At 60.3% G+C, this 15,453-nt stretch carries 12 protein-coding genes and 6 pseudogenes; 5 read left to right on the top strand and 13 right to left on the bottom strand.

What is annotated here, in order from left to right:
• Positions 1-8: 8 nt before the first annotated feature.
• From DR88_RS01015 to DR88_RS28775, 12 genes and pseudogenes are all read right to left on the bottom strand, one after another.
• Complete coding sequence (locus DR88_RS01015) at positions 9-425, bottom strand: type II toxin-antitoxin system VapC family toxin (RefSeq protein ID WP_025862278.1); 417 nt, start codon at positions 423-425, stop codon at positions 9-11.
• Positions 422-652: a type II toxin-antitoxin system VapB family antitoxin gene (gene vapB / locus DR88_RS01020; RefSeq protein ID WP_032444058.1), complete on the bottom strand. Its 231-nt coding sequence runs from the start codon at positions 650-652 to the stop codon at positions 422-424. Before vapB ends, DR88_RS01015 begins: the two co-directional genes overlap by 4 nt.
• A gap of 369 nt (positions 653-1,021) precedes the next feature.
• On the bottom strand, positions 1,022-2,257 hold the full coding sequence (locus DR88_RS01025; RefSeq protein WP_004150704.1) for a RhtX/FptX family siderophore transporter: 1,236 nt from the start codon (positions 2,255-2,257) through the stop codon (positions 1,022-1,024).
• Between the two features lie 3 nt (positions 2,258-2,260).
• Positions 2,261-3,682, bottom strand: a complete 1,422-nt coding sequence (locus DR88_RS0126910; RefSeq protein WP_025862276.1) for a PepSY-associated TM helix domain-containing protein — start codon at positions 3,680-3,682, stop codon at positions 2,261-2,263.
• Positions 3,679-3,927, bottom strand: a complete 249-nt coding sequence (locus DR88_RS01030) for a hypothetical protein (protein WP_025862275.1) — start codon at positions 3,925-3,927, stop codon at positions 3,679-3,681. Before DR88_RS01030 ends, DR88_RS0126910 begins: the two co-directional genes overlap by 4 nt.
• A complete protein-coding gene (locus DR88_RS01035; RefSeq protein WP_077260972.1) occupies positions 3,927-6,065 on the bottom strand; it encodes a TonB-dependent siderophore receptor in 2,139 nt (712 codons plus the stop codon). Before DR88_RS01035 ends, DR88_RS01030 begins: the two co-directional genes overlap by 1 nt.
• An 87-nt stretch (positions 6,066-6,152) precedes the next feature.
• Positions 6,153-7,715 (bottom strand): ATP-binding cassette domain-containing protein, encoded by a 1,563-nt coding sequence (locus tag DR88_RS01040; RefSeq protein ID WP_004150708.1) that lies wholly within the window; start codon positions 7,713-7,715, stop codon positions 6,153-6,155.
• On the bottom strand, positions 7,705-8,043 hold the full coding sequence (locus tag DR88_RS01045) for a hypothetical protein (RefSeq protein WP_025862316.1): 339 nt from the start codon (positions 8,041-8,043) through the stop codon (positions 7,705-7,707). Before DR88_RS01045 ends, DR88_RS01040 begins: the two co-directional genes overlap by 11 nt.
• A gap of 100 nt (positions 8,044-8,143) precedes the next feature.
• Positions 8,144-9,022 (bottom strand): helix-turn-helix transcriptional regulator, encoded by an 879-nt coding sequence (locus DR88_RS01050; RefSeq protein ID WP_004150709.1) that lies wholly within the window; start codon positions 9,020-9,022, stop codon positions 8,144-8,146.
• A gap of 122 nt (positions 9,023-9,144) precedes the next feature.
• A pseudogene (locus DR88_RS31545) lies at positions 9,145-9,403 on the bottom strand (substrate-binding domain-containing protein); the annotation flags it as partial.
• A gap of 5 nt (positions 9,404-9,408) precedes the next feature.
• Positions 9,409-9,894: pseudogene (locus DR88_RS28780) on the bottom strand (DDE-type integrase/transposase/recombinase); the annotation flags it as partial.
• 1,016 nt (positions 9,895-10,910) lie between these two features.
• Positions 10,911-11,114, bottom strand: a pseudogene (locus tag DR88_RS28775) (transposase); the annotation flags it as partial.
• 203 nt (positions 11,115-11,317) lie between these two features.
• Here DR88_RS28775 and DR88_RS31340 point away from each other — a divergent pair.
• The 5 genes and pseudogenes from DR88_RS31340 to DR88_RS01070 form a co-directional block, all read left to right on the top strand.
• A pseudogene (locus DR88_RS31340) lies at positions 11,318-11,386 on the top strand (IS1 family transposase); the annotation flags it as partial.
• 230 nt (positions 11,387-11,616) lie between these two features.
• Entirely contained in the window at positions 11,617-12,264 is a 648-nt protein-coding gene (locus tag DR88_RS01055; RefSeq protein WP_004144467.1) for a recombinase family protein, read from the top strand.
• Positions 12,261-13,220, top strand: coding sequence for an Rpn family recombination-promoting nuclease/putative transposase (locus tag DR88_RS01060; RefSeq protein ID WP_032444057.1), 960 nt, complete (start codon positions 12,261-12,263; stop codon positions 13,218-13,220). The genes DR88_RS01055 and DR88_RS01060 overlap by 4 nt, the downstream gene beginning before the upstream one ends.
• Before the next feature lie 28 nt (positions 13,221-13,248).
• Complete coding sequence (locus DR88_RS01065; protein WP_050511153.1) at positions 13,249-13,863, top strand: DUF2913 family protein; 615 nt, start codon at positions 13,249-13,251, stop codon at positions 13,861-13,863.
• Positions 13,864-14,094: 231 nt separating this feature from the next.
• A pseudogene (locus DR88_RS01070) lies at positions 14,095-14,883 on the top strand (IS3 family transposase); the annotation flags it as partial.
• Positions 14,884-14,889: 6 nt separating this feature from the next.
• Here DR88_RS01070 and DR88_RS30070 read toward each other — a convergent pair.
• Positions 14,890-15,453, bottom strand: a pseudogene (locus DR88_RS30070) (transposase); the annotation flags it as partial.

Here is a 15,453-nt window from a genome sequence, read left to right as displayed (position 1 = left end):
TTACGGGATTATTCCACCCAGTCTTCCAGCACCAGACCCGGGACCCGCGCAAACTCCCGCACATTGTTCGTCACCAGGACGGCGCCGGCCGCGATGGGGTGGCCGGCAATAGCCGTGTCGTTCGGGCCGATCGGCGTCCCGGCGAGGCGCAGCGCCACCCGGATGCCCGTCGTGGCGTCCACTGCGGCCCGGTCCCAGGGCAGGATGGCATCGAGGCGCGCGCAGAACGCGTCGACCAGCTGAATATGGCGCGGGGAGGTTTTCGGGCCGGTGGCGCCGAAGCGCATCTCGGCATACGTCACGGCCGAGACCACGATGCGATCACCGCGCAGCACTGCCTGCTCCAGGCGCTTCAGCACCGCTGCCGGCTGCTCGCGCATGATGAATGAGCAGATGTTAGTGTCGAGCATCCAGGTTTTCTTCATGGCTTAAAGCGTCCTTCATCGCTGACCACATTCTCACGCTCCGCCATAAAGTCCGGATCGGCCCTGTCCAGTTGCGCGAACGAGCCCCAGGTCGGCCGGACGGGACGCAGGATGATGCTGTCCCCTTCCCGGACGATCTCCTGCTCGCTCACCCCCTCAAAATCCAGGTCCCGGGGCAGACGGATGGCGCGGTTATTGCCGTTTTTAAATATCGAAACTGTGCGCATGGATGTTCCTCCGGCTGATCATGCATGATGTATGAGTGCATATGTTCAGTATATGCCTGTCGGATTGGTTTGTATAGGTGTCACATATGCAAATGACTGACATATGCGTATGCCTGCCCTGTGCAGATGCGTGGCATATGGATATGCTGTGCATATCTGGTTTACTCATTTCTCCACCGCAGATCCGAAAAAAGGCATAGCAGGAACTGAGGTAACACGTACAATCTGTTATTATCTTCCTTGCACTGCCGGAATGGGATGAACAGTTACAGGCATAGCCGGTTATTATTAAGTAATCGGCGATCCTGTCACATTTGTTAAATGAACTCACTACGGTTAAACATCGATACCTGGCTTAACCGGCCCCCGTTATCGCCTCCACTCTTCTTGCCGCTGCACCGCCGCAGAGTGCCGGTCGTTGACCAGATTGATGCCCAGCAGCAGCACAGCCAGTGCGGCAGCCAACGCGAAGGAAGAACAGTAGCCCAGGCTGGCGGTCATTCCCACCATCAGCATATTGCTGACCATTTCCCCTATATCGCGCGAGCTTTGCACCATTGTCATGTCGGTACCCGCCTGATCGCCCTGTGCGGCAAACTGCATGCCGGCAGTCATGATAGCGACCGAGGTCACGCCGGAAGCCAGCGCGCCTCCAATCACCGCGGCGATCACGCCGCCGGATTGTAAGCCCCAGTTGGCCATCGCTAGCCAGCATAACGCGGCACCCAACGCGCAACCAAGGCCAACCGCGAACGCCTTCCACACCCCGAGCCGGCTCACCAGCCAAGCTCCGCCACCGCACCCGAGCACCAGCGTCACCATACCGCCGGCCATGCTGATCTGGCCGACCTGAGCCGGTGTCCAACCGTTATCGGTTAAAAACAGCTTAGACACCCCGAGGCCGGATACCGCAGTCACCGCCGACAGCAGCGTGAGCGTCAACAACCTCACCGCCCCGTGACGGCGCAGCGTGCGCAGCAGGTTGGCCGGACGCGAATCGGCGCGTTCGGGCGGTAGATCGGCGTGTTGTCGGAGGCGGCCAATCGCCAGCAGGCTGACGGCAGGGAAGATCGCCATCGCCAGCAGCGCACCCTGCACGCCTACCCGGGCACTCAGCATCATCATGCCCGCCCCGCCGACGAAGAAGCCGCTCATCACCCCGGCGATTTGAATGGCATTGACGCGCGACAGCAACTCACCGCTGACGTGTTCCGCCGCCATGCCATCAGTGGCGATATCCTGCGTAGCGCTGGCCAGCGACGCGACGGCCAGCAGCGCGACGCACAGCCCTGCCGCCGCCGCGGAAATGCCGACCGCGCTGAGCAGGATCAGGCACATCGTCACCACGCACTGCAGCGGAATAATCCAACTGCGGCGGCGTCCGAAGCGTGGCGACCAGTGATTATCCACCAGCGGCGCCCAAAGAAACTTCACCACCCAGGGCAACCCCACCAGCGGCAAAAACGCCAGCGCCTGCAGGCTGGCGCCGTCATGGCGCAGCAGGGTCGGCAACGCATCCATGGCGATGCCGATCGGGATGCCCTGACTAAAATAGAGCAGCCCCAGAGTCAGCACCAGATGCCGATGTTGCAATAGTTGTCGCATGTTTTACTCCAATTGGCGCGGCCAGGCACCGCGCGATTGCCATAACAAGGAGCCGGCGGCGAACAGGGCCGCACTGACCAACAATAAAGCGCTGTCCAGCCAGTACAGGCCGGGGCCGGCGCTGAGCATATGGCCGAGCGCCGCCACCAGCAGCGCCGTACCGCTGGCCATTCCGCTGAGGAACAATAACCACCCCGGCCAAACTCGCCACGCCAACAGCGCCACCGCGCCCCACATTCCCCAAAACAGCCAGGCGGCAGGGAACGCCGCCAGCGGCCGGGCGGCCAACAGCAGACTTCCCGCCACCGTCAGACCACAGCAGACGCCGGTGATAAAGCGCGCGGCACGGCGCTGCGGCTGCCGTAGGCACCACAATCCCAGCCCGCTCAGCGCCAGCGTCGCCGCGCCGAACCCGGCCAAAAAATGCAGCGCGCTCACCGCCGCCGCCGCCCGCGGCAACCAGGCGTATTGGCCATAGTGCAGCGGCTGAACGGCGATGAACGTGCGCGTCCATGGCCCCTGATGAGCGGCGCTGCGCCGCATCAGCGCCGGCTGCTCGCCGCTGCCGAAACGAAATTGCTCGAACAGCGCGCTGCTGGGAATACCGCGAGTGACGCCGCCCACCGCCAGCAATGCACCATCCGGCGCGCGCTGCAGGGTTTGCGGCGTAAATTCCGGTGCCTGGCGCCGCAGCGCCGCCATCGTCTGCGCAAGAGTACGCCCGGCGTCAGGCAAGGGCGGTGCAGGTTGCGCACCGCCCATCAGCTGCGCCATCACCCGCTGCGGCGCACCGGGGCTGACGCGGTCGGCCAGCAGCACAGTACCGAGCGCGCCGAGTCCGGATAACGCGCCGGTCAAAGCGAACATCACCAGCCACGGATAGCACCAAAGCCCCAACAGATTGTGCAGATCGAACAGCAGCACCCGCAGCCCCTGACGCCGCCGCAGCTGCAACAGCTGGCGCAGCCGTCGACCATGCAGCGCAATCCCGCTGATCAGCAGCAAAGCGAACGCGATGCCGAACAAACTGAGAAACACCCGACCGGGAAAGCCGAGAAACAGGTTCTTGTGCAGCGTCACCAACAGCGTGGTCGGCGCCGTCAGGCTGACCAGCCGCCCGCTGACGGCGCTAAACGCGAGGGCGCAGTCGTCCGGGGCGCGGCAAAAGCGAATCACCGGATAACGCGCGCTCGGCAGCATGACGTAAGGCGCCGCGCCGTCTTCACCGTAGGCTTTCGCGTCGTCCAGCAGCTGCGCCAACGGCCGTTGCTCGCCGCTCATCGTCACGCCGTTCCACCACAGCGTGAAGCTGTCGCCGGCCAGGCTCCAGCAGCCGGTGAACAGGACCACGAACAGCGCGCAGCCGAACAACGCGCCGCAGCCCCGATGCAGCGCCGCCAAAGCCCGTCGCGCGACGGCGTTCATCGCCACGCCTCCAGCAGCGCCAGCGGCAGCGGCCACCACAACCAGGCGCGCAGCAGCGTGCGACGCCAGTCCGGCTCCAGCAGGCTATACGTCAGCAACGCGATGCCGCCGAACAACGCCAGAAACAGCGCGCCGTAAAGCCGATCGAGCGGGTCGGCCGAGGGATAGCCGCGCGCCAAAAGCAGCGCCAGGGTAACGCCCCCCATGGCGCTGCCGAGGCACGCCGCCCATACGCGCATATTCATCAAAACTCGGCCTTGACGGTGAACATCAGGTTGCGCGGTTCACCGTAACGGTTGTTCCACTGCGGCGAGAAAAGCCCGGCGTAGTAGCGGCGATCGAACAGATTGTTGACGTTGAGCGCCGCCGACCAGGTCTCGTCGATGCGATACCCCAGCCGTGCGTTGACCAGCGCATAGCCGCCCTGGCGCAGCGTCGTCGCGCCATTGGCGCTGCTGAACGCGCTCTGCGCCTGGATGCCGCCGCCGATGCTCCACTTGCGCTGATCCCACGGCAGGTCGTAATCGCTCCACAGCCGCAGCATATGACGCGGCGTCAGGCTGTTGTAGGCGCGCCCCTGGTTGCCGGCGTCGCGGGTGTAGCGCGTGTCGGTATAGGTGTAGCCGAGCGTGACGTCCCACCATGGCGTGAGGTATCCGCGCCCTTCCACCTCGAAGCCTTCACTGCGAGCCTTGCCGCCGCTGATATACCAGGTATCGAAACCGCCGTCCGGGTGATCGGGATCCACCTGCGGGTTGTTCTCCAGATCGATGCGGAACGCCGCGGCCGAGAGGTTGAGCGCGCCATTCATCAGCGACGCCTTCACCCCGCTTTCCAGCGTGCGGCCCTCCACCGGCTTAAGCATCTGCCCGCTCCAGGTTTTGCCGCTCTGCGGCTGAAACACCGTGGCGTAGCTGGCATACCACGACCAGTCTTTGGCGAAATCCCAGATCAGGCCGCCGTAGGGGGTCAGACGCGCGTTCTCTTCCAGAGTGTCGCTGGGCGAACGCAGTTGCCACCAGCTTTCGCGCGCGCCGGCCACCAGCGTCAGCGGCTCCGCCAGTTTAATGCGGCCCATGCCGTACACCCCGCGCTGAACGGTTTTGGTCGACCCCGGCGAGCTGTAAGCGCCGATCGCTGGCTTCGGCACGCCGTGCGGATCCCAGCGGTAGACGTTCACCGGCACCTGAAACACAGAATCAAACCGTGCGGTGAACTGTTCTTCTTCGGCATGGGTGTAGCTGGCGCCGACGACCAGCTCGTGCCGCAACCCCCAGGCGTCGATCTTGCCGTTCAGGCTGGCGTCCAGCCCCAGCTGCTGATTGCGAAAACGATAGGCGCCGCCCATCAGCGCCGCGCCGTCGCCGGTGGCCGGATCGACGTTGCCCCAGGCGCCGGCATACAGCAGGCGAGACTTGGCGTGCAGATAGTCGCCGCTCAGCTTGGCCTGCCAGTCGTCGTTCAGCCGATGCTCCACCGCAGCGAACAGCCGCGTGGTGTCCCATTTGAAGCGATCCCAGTCCACGTTCAGATAGGTGCTGCGCGGCAGGTGCAGATCGCTGCCGTCTTTCCCCATCGGCACCCCGGCCATATTGGTGACGGAATCGATGGTTTGGTACTGCGCGCCGACACGCAGCAGGGTATCCGGCGTCAGATCGGCGTCGACGGTGGCATACAGCAAACGGGTTTTCTGATCCGAGACGCGATAGAAATAATCGCGATCTTCCCATGCCATCACCGCACGGCCGCGCACGCTGCCCGACGCGTTCAGCGGGCCGCCCACGTCCGCTTCGCCGCGATACTGATTCCAGCTCCCGGCGCTGGCGGTAAACTGCGCGCGGTTTTGCGCCAGTCCGTGCTTGCGCACCATGTTGACCGTGGCCGCCGGGTTGCCGAGCCCGTGCAGCAGGCCGTTGGAGCCGCGCAGGATCTCCACCCGCTCATACACCGCCATGTCCTGCGGCGAGCTGGCGGTATTGCCCAGCAGCGTCGGCACGCCGTCCAGTTCGAACGAATCGATCTTGAAGCCGCGCGCATACCACGCGGTGGTCAGCAACACGAAGGGGGCGCTGGTGACGCCGGTGGCGCGCGTCATCACCGCATCCAGCGATGTGAGATTCTGCTGCTCCATCTGCTGGCGATCGATCACGCTGACCGACTGAGCCACTTCACGCGGTTTCAGCGGGATTTTCCCCAGCGTGGTGACGCCGGGAGCCACATAGTCATCCCGCGCCGCCGCGCCGGCGGTCACGGTGAGGGTATCTTCTTTTACGTCCGTTTTGGCCGGCGCATCCTGCGCCAGTGCCCCGGTGCCGCACAGCGCGCACAGCAACGCGCCGCGGCGCATCGCGGCCGCCACTGGTGAGAGGTGAATGAGTCGCATGTTTTTCCTTGGTTGTTATTGTTAAATGATAATCGTTATCAATCTAACAAAACGGCCGCCGCGACTTTTTCGATTGCCGGAGTTTCTCTATCGATCGCCGGTCATTTTCGCCTGGCAGAAACGGGCGAACCAGCCCCCCGCCTCGCGCAGCGCATCCGGGCTGCCCGCCGCCGTCAGCCGCCCGCCTTCCAGCACCCACACTCGATCCGCCCGACAGGCCAACGCGGGATCGTGGGTGACGACGACCCGCGTGCCGGGCCAGCCGGCCAGCAGGGCCGCCACGCGCTCGGCGTTGCGCAGATCCAGACTGGCGCCCGGTTCGTCCAACAACAATCGTGGCGCCCCCTGCAGCAGCGTGCGCGCCAGGCACAGCCGTTGCTTCTGCCCGCCGGAGAAACGATCGCCGTCGCTGCCGACCTCTTCTTCCAGCACGTCGGGCGGCAGATCCAGCGCCGCCAACAGCGCCAGCAGACGCTCATCGCCGATATCCGTTCGCCCCTGGGTCAGATTCCAGCGCACGCTGCCGCGCAGCAGGCGATTGTCTTGCCACATCACGCCGCGACCGCCCGCCAATTGCCGCGCCGACAGCGCGCGCACGTCACGGCCGCCGTAGAACACCCGCCCCGCCGTCGGATCCTGCGTGCGCGCCATCAGGCTCAGCAGGCTGCTTTTGCCGGCGCCCGAAGGGCCGACGATCGCCAACATCTCTCCGGCGGCGCAGGCTCCGCCTATTTCCCGCAGTCGCCAGCCGCCGTGCGCCGCCGCCAGGCTCAGCGCCTGCCGCAGTTGCGCCCACGCGCTCTTCAACTGACGCAGCGCCTGATCGAGGTGAGAAAGCTGAAGCAACGGCTCCAACAAGCGGGCCAGGACAATCATCAGCGCCAGCCATTGGGCGACGTTCAGGCGCTGCGCCAGCACCTCATGGGCACCGAACCACAATGCCGCCAACAGCGTCAGCTGCAGCCCGGCGCTGAACAACAAGTGATATGGCAAGCTTTGGCGCAGCAGCGCAGCGTGCGCCCGATGATGGTCATCCAACCGTTGCGTCAACGCCTCGGCGGCGGCCGCCTGCCCGTAGCCGAAGCGCAGCAATGCCTGATGACGGGCAAACTGCATCAGCGCCCCTTCAATACTCTGATTGGCCTCCCCAAGCTCTCGCTCTCGCCGGTGCAGCCGGGCCGCCGAACCGCGCAACACCAGCATCAACAGCACGCAGGCCGCCAGCAGCATCAGCGCCACTCCCGGGCTCAGGCAGGCCAGCCCGGCGATCAGCGCCAGCGGCGTGGCGACCGCGCCAACCAACGGCGCCAGCAGGTGCGCGGGTGCCGACATCGTCTGACCGATGGCCCCGGCCAACAGACCCGGTGCCTGCTCCTGCGGCGACAGCGCGCGCGGCAGACGGCGGAACAGCGCCCGCAGCAACGCGCTCATCACCGCGCCGCCGGCGAAGAAACCGCGGGTGGCCGCCGCATACTGCACCGTCAGCAAGAGAGGCGTAGCCAGCGCCAGCAGCCCTAGCCAATGGCCGGGATTTTGCTGCCAGTTCGCCACCGCTGCCGCCAGCAGCAAGGCGCAGACGCCATCCAACGCGGCGGCCAGCGCCATCAGCAACAGCGCCGGGGCCAACGCTTTTACCAACTCAAACTTCATCGTCCGCCTCCTGGCGCTCGGCCAACGCCGCCAACAATGCCGGATGATCCGCCAGCTCGGCGGCCAATTGGCTGCGCAGCCAATGACACAAATGCGCGTCGAGCAGATGAGTCAGGTGCAACGCCAGCGTTTGGGCGAACAGCCACAGCGCCAGACCACCGGCGGCGACGCCAAGCCAGAAGGGATAGGCCGCCGGATCGGCGTCCACCAGCCGGGCAATCGCCAGCCAGGGAAACAGCGAACTGACGCCGGCCAGCACCTGCAGCGCCAGCGCGGAATACAGCATGATGTGGAAAGGACGCGTCAGCGCCCGCAGGTCACTAAGCATGAGATCCTCCACGGCAAAGGCACTTACTGTAGCCAAAAGCGGCGGACGTCCTCATCCGTAAAGGCTTTCGCCGGCGAGACTTTTTCTTTCGATTGCGTGGCTAACGCTTTTTGACGTCGCAGGGCATGACGCCGAAACGTTTGCGGAAGGCGACGGAGAAGTGCGCCGGCGTATAACCCACCTGCCAGGCGACGGTGGAAACGTGCAGATCCTGCTCGCTCAGCAAGCGCCAGGCCGTTTGCAGCCGGTGCTCCTGCAGCAGGCCGAATACGCTGGCGCCAAACAGCTGGCGGAACCCTTGTGTGAGTTTGCGGGTGTTCAACCCGGCGCGCTGAGCCAGTTGATCCAGGCTCGGCGGCTGCTCCATCTCCGCCAACAGGATTTCGCGCGCCAGCTGCAGGCGCGCCACATCGCGTGCGGCCAGGTGCACGCCGGACGGCGGTGCGACGGCGCGGCGGCTCCAGCACTGGTGCAGGCAATGCGCCGCCAGCTCGTTGGCCCTGGCACTGAACCACAGCCCGCGCTGCGACTCGTGCAGCGGGCAGGCAAACAGTTGCCGGGCCTGGCCGATCAGCGCTGCCGGCGCCGCCAGCGGCACCAACTGCGCATGCCGCCGCCCATCGAGACTGGGCGGCAGGCGGACATCGTTCTGCTCCAGCCAGGCGACGGAGAACTGCAGCAGAGTGTAATCGAGCGGTTCGCCGGCCTGGAACAAGTTGTTCAACACGAAGTCGTCTCGCCCGGCGGCCAGCAACAGCGAAGGGCTGTTCAGCTCCACCTGCGGCCCCGTTCCGCTTTCACAGCGCAGACGCCCGCGACGGATCACCACGATCTTCAGGCCCGCGCGGTGGGGTTCATCCATCTCGATATCGACATCGGCGGCTAACACGCCGCGCCGCGCACGCAGCATGTCCGACAGCACATAGCCCTGCGCTTGCTGATGATATTCCTGCAGTAACCGCTGGGGTGACGTAGACATGTTCGCCCTGTCTGTAAGTGATGACGCCGACCGTTGGTGAGGTTTTTGATAGTGATTCTCATTAGCAATATAAGGCCGGCCGACGGGTTTGTCTATTGAGGCGATGTATGAAAATTGGCAGATCAGTTACCACCCCAATATGGCCCCGCCGCCACCGACTCGCGCTCGATCAGGCTTGAGGCGCTTGCTCAGCTCGCCGCCGTCCAGCATCGATAGCAGGCGGTTGATGGTCTCCTGGATCATCTCGGTGACCGGCATCTTCATGCCCGACAGCGACGGCACGGTACAGGGCGCCAGCGGGATGTCGTCGAAGCCGATGACCTATACCGCCTCCGGCACCGCCACGCCGCGCTCCGCCAGCCGCTTCATCGCGCCGATGGCGCTGGATCGCTGTGCACAATGACGTTTTCTGAAGGCTTACGCCGCCAGACCGCCATCAGCAACGCATCCAGTGCCAGCTCGCGCGACAGTGTTGGTTTCATCGACCAGTCCACCACATTACGGGCGAAAAGATTGATGACCACTGCCAGATACAGCCAGCCCTGCCAGGTGCGGATATAGGTAATATCTGTTACCCAGACCTGACTGTGCTTTACCACAGTAAATTCACGCTGTACATGGTTAGGCGTTATCAGTGAGGGTCGTCCCCGGGTCCCGCGTGGTACTTTATAACCATGTATGGCCTGTATCCTGTTTTTCCTCATGATTTTGGCGATCCGGTTTCTGCTTCACACTTCACCAATTTCACGAAGATCGCCATGGATTCGGCGATAACCATAAACCCCACCACTCAGCGTACAGGAGTCGCGGATGAGCGCCAGCAGTCGCTGGTTATCCTTTTCTCCGGCAGATACAGGGTTGTGGAGCCCGACTGAAGTACTGCTTTATCAACGATCACCCTGAAGGTACGGGACGGTCACAGGTGGAGTGTTCTGCCTGATTATCACTGTCTGGATGACCTGAAAAGCGTCAGTCACGAAGGCAGAGACTGTCCCGGAAAATCACCTTTATCTTGCCTGGAACAAGAGTATTTCGAATAACAGACGAACGGCATACGTCCGGAATTATATCCTTAACGCCTTTCCGTTCAGCTGATGTGTCGGGATGCCCCCCCTGGCTACAGGAATACGCAGGTTCAGTTTTCTCCCGGGAGCGCAGGACCACGTTTCTGCAGCTAAAAAAAAAACCGCACAAGTAGGCGGGCTGAAATTGGCTTTCCAGGGTAGCAACAGAATGGAGTACTCCTGAAAACCGAGCGACCGATTTATCAGACAGCATTTAACTCCAGTCCATTACCGGCATTAAACATAGCAGGGTTAATAAGGGGATTAAACCTGCTACGAATTTGCTTAGTAACGAGTGTGATGCCGGGTGCCTCCCGGTGAACCAGTCCCAGTCTACATGGCTCGCGCTGCATTTATAGATCACTGTAACTGACTGGCCGCCCCTCCGCTCAGGGGGATTCACCACGTCGATACTTTCCGATGCAATCATTAGCAGAGTCAATGTATAACTCGTTGTCGAAAGTGGTCGATGAGGCCTTATAAAAAGGGCTAACTTTCGACATAACAAGGATACAGAGGGGAAAAAAGCCCGCTCGGATGGGCGGGCAGAAAGTAGGCGATACAGATTGAGCAACGGCACGCCACTCCCCGGATAGTCCGAGCTACCGATTTACCTGGAAAGCGAGCGCATTTTTTACCATTACTACTTTTTAACGATAGTAGGAAAGGTTGGAACAGGAAAGTGATTACCCATTAAACACGGTCATATCAACATATTGGGGCATTATACGTTCACGCTACCGGAGGATATTCTAAAGGGAGCAAATGAGAGCATTAAATTTTATTTAAACAATGGAGCCTGTACATAGATTTGTGTAATTGCCTGACTTTGTGGAATAACCGTTGCGGGAGTTAGCTCCTGGTCTGGACTGATTTTTCTCATACCCAAGATGGTGTGTCATCTCTGCATTGAGAGCGGCTTCAACGCTGAGCTTTTTCAGCAGCCGATCAAACTGACTGAGGTCTTCAGGGGTTTTGAGGTTTTTGGCCAGTTCGTTAGCCAGAGCCTGTAACTGTCTTTCGTCCATAAATTAACCTTCATTTGATGCTGGATTGAACATATCAAAATCAGGCAATTACACAAATCTATGTACAGGCTCTTCAGAACCTCTTTCACCATTCTGGTGTGGACTTTCTGGTGCTCCATGTGACATGGGAACTCATTCTGGATGGTTACTCTGAAAGCTCATATTCTGCCACACCCCGATTTGCAGCCGCCAGGCTGCCGTGGTTCTCAAAATCGGTGGAGCTGCATGATAAAGTCATCGGGCATTATCTGAACATAAAACACTATCAATAAGTTGGGACCATTACCCAGCTCAACTATCCACGCAGAAAACCGTGACTCTTTCCATAACTTTTCTCAGCAGACGAGTGGCTGAGCAATCCTCGGGTTTGTAATTCTGTCACATTAAGGTATACCTTTGTGAGAGTATGGGTGATTTGTTCAAAACAAGTATCACATAACTTGATTTAGTAAATTTGATACGCAAAAATCTCATTATCTAATGTCTAGTGAGATTAAATCGTATGGCGCTCGTCGGTTATGCTCGTGTATCCACGACAGATCAAGATCTGACACATCAGATAGCGGTGCTGACTTCAGCCGGCTGCCGTAAAATCTTCTCGGAGAAAATGACCGGCGCCAGGAAAGAGGGCCGTCAGGCACTCGATGACTGCCTTGATTACTTGCGAGAAGGGGATACGTTGGTGATCACACGTATCGATCGCCTGTCACGCAGTCTGCGCGACTTACAGAATCTGGTTCATGAACTTGAAGGGCAAAACATCAAGCTCAGGGCGACCGAGCAGGCCATCGATACCTCTTCTGCGTCCGGCAAGGCTTTCCTGGATATGTTGGGCGTATTCGCCGAGTTCGAGACACGCCTGCGTCAGGAACGGCAGCGGGAAGGCATTGCCCGCGCGAAAGCCAGAGGGGCATATAAAGGAAGAAAACCCACCGCTCAGGCGAAAGCGCAGCAGGTGATTGAATTGACGCTGGCCGGACTCACCCGCGAAGCGGTTGCCGACCAACTAGGCATTGGCAGGGCCAGCGTCTACCGAATATTAAAAACCTGGCGGCAGCAACATCCCGACGCTATTCTGCCCGGAGAACGGGTGAAGCCTTCGCTCAGCCATAGTGGGCCATCGACCGAACATGTTACGATAGCGCCATGAAAAAAAATCCAACGCCTCATGATGCTACTTTCCGGCAATTTCTGACGCAACCTGAAATAGCCCGCGACTTCATGGAGATACATTTACCGGCCGAACTGCGGGCCATCTGTGACCTCAGCACGTTGAAGCTGGAGTCCGGCTCCTTTGTCGAAGATGACCTGCGCCAGTATTTCAGCGACGTGCTCTACAGCCTGAAAACCAACGACGGCGCTGACGGTTACGTGCACGTGCTTATCGAGCACCAGTCCAGCCCGGATAAGCACATGGCGTTTCGCCTCATTCGCTATGCCGTCGCCGCCATGCAGCGTCACCTCGACGCCGGCCACAAAAAGCTGCCGCTGGTCATTCCGGTACTGTTCTACACCGGCAAACGCAGCCCGTACCCTTACTCGACCAACTGGCTGCAGGAGTTTGATGATCCGACGCTGGCCGGGAAACTGTACACCGGCGATTTTCCGCTGGTTGATGTGACGGTCATTCCCGACGAAGAGATTATGAGCCACCGCAGCATGGCTGCACTGACTCTGCTGCAGAAACATATTCGCCAACGCGACCTCGCCGAGCTGACCGACAGGCTGTCCGCCATTCTGCTGGCCGGCTATCTCTCTTCGCCACTGGTGATTTCGCTGATACACTATATTATCCAGGCCGGTGAATCGGCGAATGCAGAGGCATTTGTCCGCGAACTGGCCCTGCGGGTTCCGCAACACGAGGAGGAACTGATGACCATCGCACAACAGCTTGAACAAAAAGGTATCGAGAAGGGTATCGAGCAAGGAATCCAGAAGGGTATTCAGAAAGGTATCCAGTTGGGTGAACAGCGCGGTATTGAAAAAGGTGAGCGTGAAGCCTCACTGAAAATCGCCCGCACCATGCTGGCCAACGGCCTCGATCGCGACGCGGTCATGAAGATGACCGGGCTGACCGCTGACGACCTGGCACAAATTCGCCACTAATCCTTTGCCTTGAGGGGCAGGGCAGCCATTGACAGATAAAACCGCATCCGTTTCCCCGGAAAACACCACCTCAGCGCTCAGCCATCTGGCGTTCTGCGCCCTGGCGGCGCTGGGGCTGGCGCGCCAGGACGGTAACGCCGACACGCCCTATGCCGAAAACCTGTTCCTGATCCGCTGGCTGGCCACAGCCCAGAAGCAAAAACGCTTCCCCAGGAGCGTCGCGATTGATATCCAGTGGTTACTCGACCGCGGCCGTAAGCACGGCCCGGCCGGTCACCTGCGCCAGCATCTGGAATACCTCTTTCGCTCCTGCAGCGGCAACCTGGCCGCTCAATCCGACCTGTTCCGACTCACCTACGCCTCCGAACCCCTGAAAGACCTGGGCTGGGACAATTATGTGCTGGACGCGAAAGAGTGGAAGTCCGGCGTCGTGCCGACACCGTCACAGCATAACGGGTTCTACGTCGAAAAAACGGCGCTGAATGCCGCTTTTGCCCAGGACGGTCGCCATCTGCACTCCGTCACGTTTCGGGTGGTCGGTGACGCCGACCGGTTTATGCATGTGTTGGCCGAGTACGGTCTGTGTACGCGCCGGCAGGGCAGCACGTCAGCCTGCCACACCATCGCGCTTGAACCGGCGTAACACCACGACCGACACGGTTCAAATATTCCGCCAACGGCGCCGCGCCACTCACAACCAGGACGTTATCCACAAATTTGGGGGATAACCTGTGCGCATCGTCGGTAAAAATATTCACCTCAAAATGAGGGGCTTGTGCCCGTTGCGCGGTTGACCTCGCCATAGCCCCTTGCCATCTTAACCTCCAAAGGGTACTCCCGCCTTATGTCGGCGGGAGTACCCTTTGGAGGTTAAGATGGTCGCCGCAGCCGTCACTCAGATGATACGGATGTGCTTCTCCGTATACACCATGTTATCGGAGAGCTGCCCACGTATGGTTATCGTCAGGTATGGGCGCTGCTTCGCAGACAAACAGAACCTGATGGTATGCCTGCGATCAATGCCAAACGTGTTTACCGGATCATGCGCCAGAATGCGCTGTTGCTTGAGCGAAAACCCGCTGTACCGCCATCGAAACGGGCACATACTGGCAAAGTGGCCGTGAAAGCAAGCAATCAACGATGGTGCTCTGACGGGTTCGAGTTCCGCTGTGATAACGGAGAAAAACTGCGAGTCACGTTCCCGCTGGACTGCAGTGACCGTGAGGCACTGCACTGGGCAGTCACTACGGGCGGCTTCGACAGTGAAACAGTACAGGACGTAATGCTGGGAGCGGTGGAACGCCGCTTCGGCAACGAGCTTCCGGCGTCTCCAGTAGAGTGGCTGACGGATAATGGTTCATGCTACCGGGCTAATGAAACACGGCAGTTTGCCCGGATGTTGGGGCTTGAACCGAAGAACACGGCGGTGCGGTGTCCGGAGAGTAACGGCATAGCAGAGAGCTTCGTGAAAACGATAAAGCGTGACTACATCAGTATCATGCCTAAACCAGACGGGTTAACGGCAGCAAAGAACCTTGCAGAGGCGTTCGAGCATTATAACGAATGGCATCCGCATAGTGCACTGGGTTATCGCTTGCCACGGGAATATCTACGGCAGCAGGCCAGTAATGGGTTAAGTGATAACAGGTGTCTGGAAATATAGGGGCAAATCCAGGCTCCGTTACGGCGAACTGTCGCTCAAGATGATTCGGGATAGCAACGTGCTCATGACCGCCTCGCTTATACCGGTGAGTCGGCTGCTGGCAACTGACCAGCCCCAGCTCTTTCATTAGTCTGCCAGCAAGCCAGCGCCCCATCTGGTAGCCTCTCTGGGCTGCCATTGTCGCGATGCTCCTTGCTCCGGCTGAACTGTGGCTGATGTTATGCAGCTCCAGCACCTGGCTTCGTAGTTTTTCAGGACGGTTTTGCCAGTATTTGTAGCTGCTGCGATGAACCCCGAACACGCGGCAGAGAGAGGCCACTGGATAACGCGCCCTGAGTTTCCCGATTAACGAGAATTGTTCAGGGAGTCTGACATCAAGAGCGCGGTAGCCTTTTTTAGTATATCGTTTTCCATTTCAATACGTTGGAGCTTTTTCTTCAGCTCGCGTATTTCGATTTGTTCCGGCGTTATCGGGGAGGCTTTTGGCGTTTTGCCCTGACGTTCTTCACGCAGTTGCCTGACCCATTTCGTCATCGTGGAAAGACCAACATCCATAGCCTTAGCGGCATC

This window comes from Klebsiella pneumoniae, from assembly GCF_000742135.1.
Taxonomy (GTDB): Bacteria; Pseudomonadota; Gammaproteobacteria; order Enterobacterales; family Enterobacteriaceae; genus Klebsiella; species Klebsiella pneumoniae.
Note: the sequence above shows the minus strand (reverse complement) of the source record. Positions and strands in the feature narration are given on the sequence as shown.

Coding starts and splice junctions, on each gene's coding strand:
- DR88_RS01015 (WP_025862278.1), bottom strand. CDS start 425: ATGAAGAAAACCTGGATGCTCGACACTAACATCTGCTCATTCATCATG.
- vapB (WP_032444058.1), bottom strand. CDS start 652: ATGCGCACAGTTTCGATATTTAAAAACGGCAATAACCGCGCCATCCGT.
- DR88_RS01025 (WP_004150704.1), bottom strand. CDS start 2,257: ATGCGACAACTATTGCAACATCGGCATCTGGTGCTGACTCTGGGGCTG.
- DR88_RS0126910 (WP_025862276.1), bottom strand. CDS start 3,682: ATGAACGCCGTCGCGCGACGGGCTTTGGCGGCGCTGCATCGGGGCTGC.
- DR88_RS01030 (WP_025862275.1), bottom strand. CDS start 3,927: ATGAATATGCGCGTATGGGCGGCGTGCCTCGGCAGCGCCATGGGGGGC.
- DR88_RS01035 (WP_077260972.1), bottom strand. CDS start 6,065: ATGCGACTCATTCACCTCTCACCAGTGGCGGCCGCGATGCGCCGCGGC.
- DR88_RS01040 (WP_004150708.1), bottom strand. CDS start 7,715: ATGAAGTTTGAGTTGGTAAAAGCGTTGGCCCCGGCGCTGTTGCTGATG.
- DR88_RS01045 (WP_025862316.1), bottom strand. CDS start 8,043: ATGCTTAGTGACCTGCGGGCGCTGACGCGTCCTTTCCACATCATGCTG.
- DR88_RS01050 (WP_004150709.1), bottom strand. CDS start 9,022: ATGTCTACGTCACCCCAGCGGTTACTGCAGGAATATCATCAGCAAGCG.
- DR88_RS01055 (WP_004144467.1), top strand. CDS start 11,617: ATGGCGCTCGTCGGTTATGCTCGTGTATCCACGACAGATCAAGATCTG.
- DR88_RS01060 (WP_032444057.1), top strand. CDS start 12,261: ATGAAAAAAAATCCAACGCCTCATGATGCTACTTTCCGGCAATTTCTG.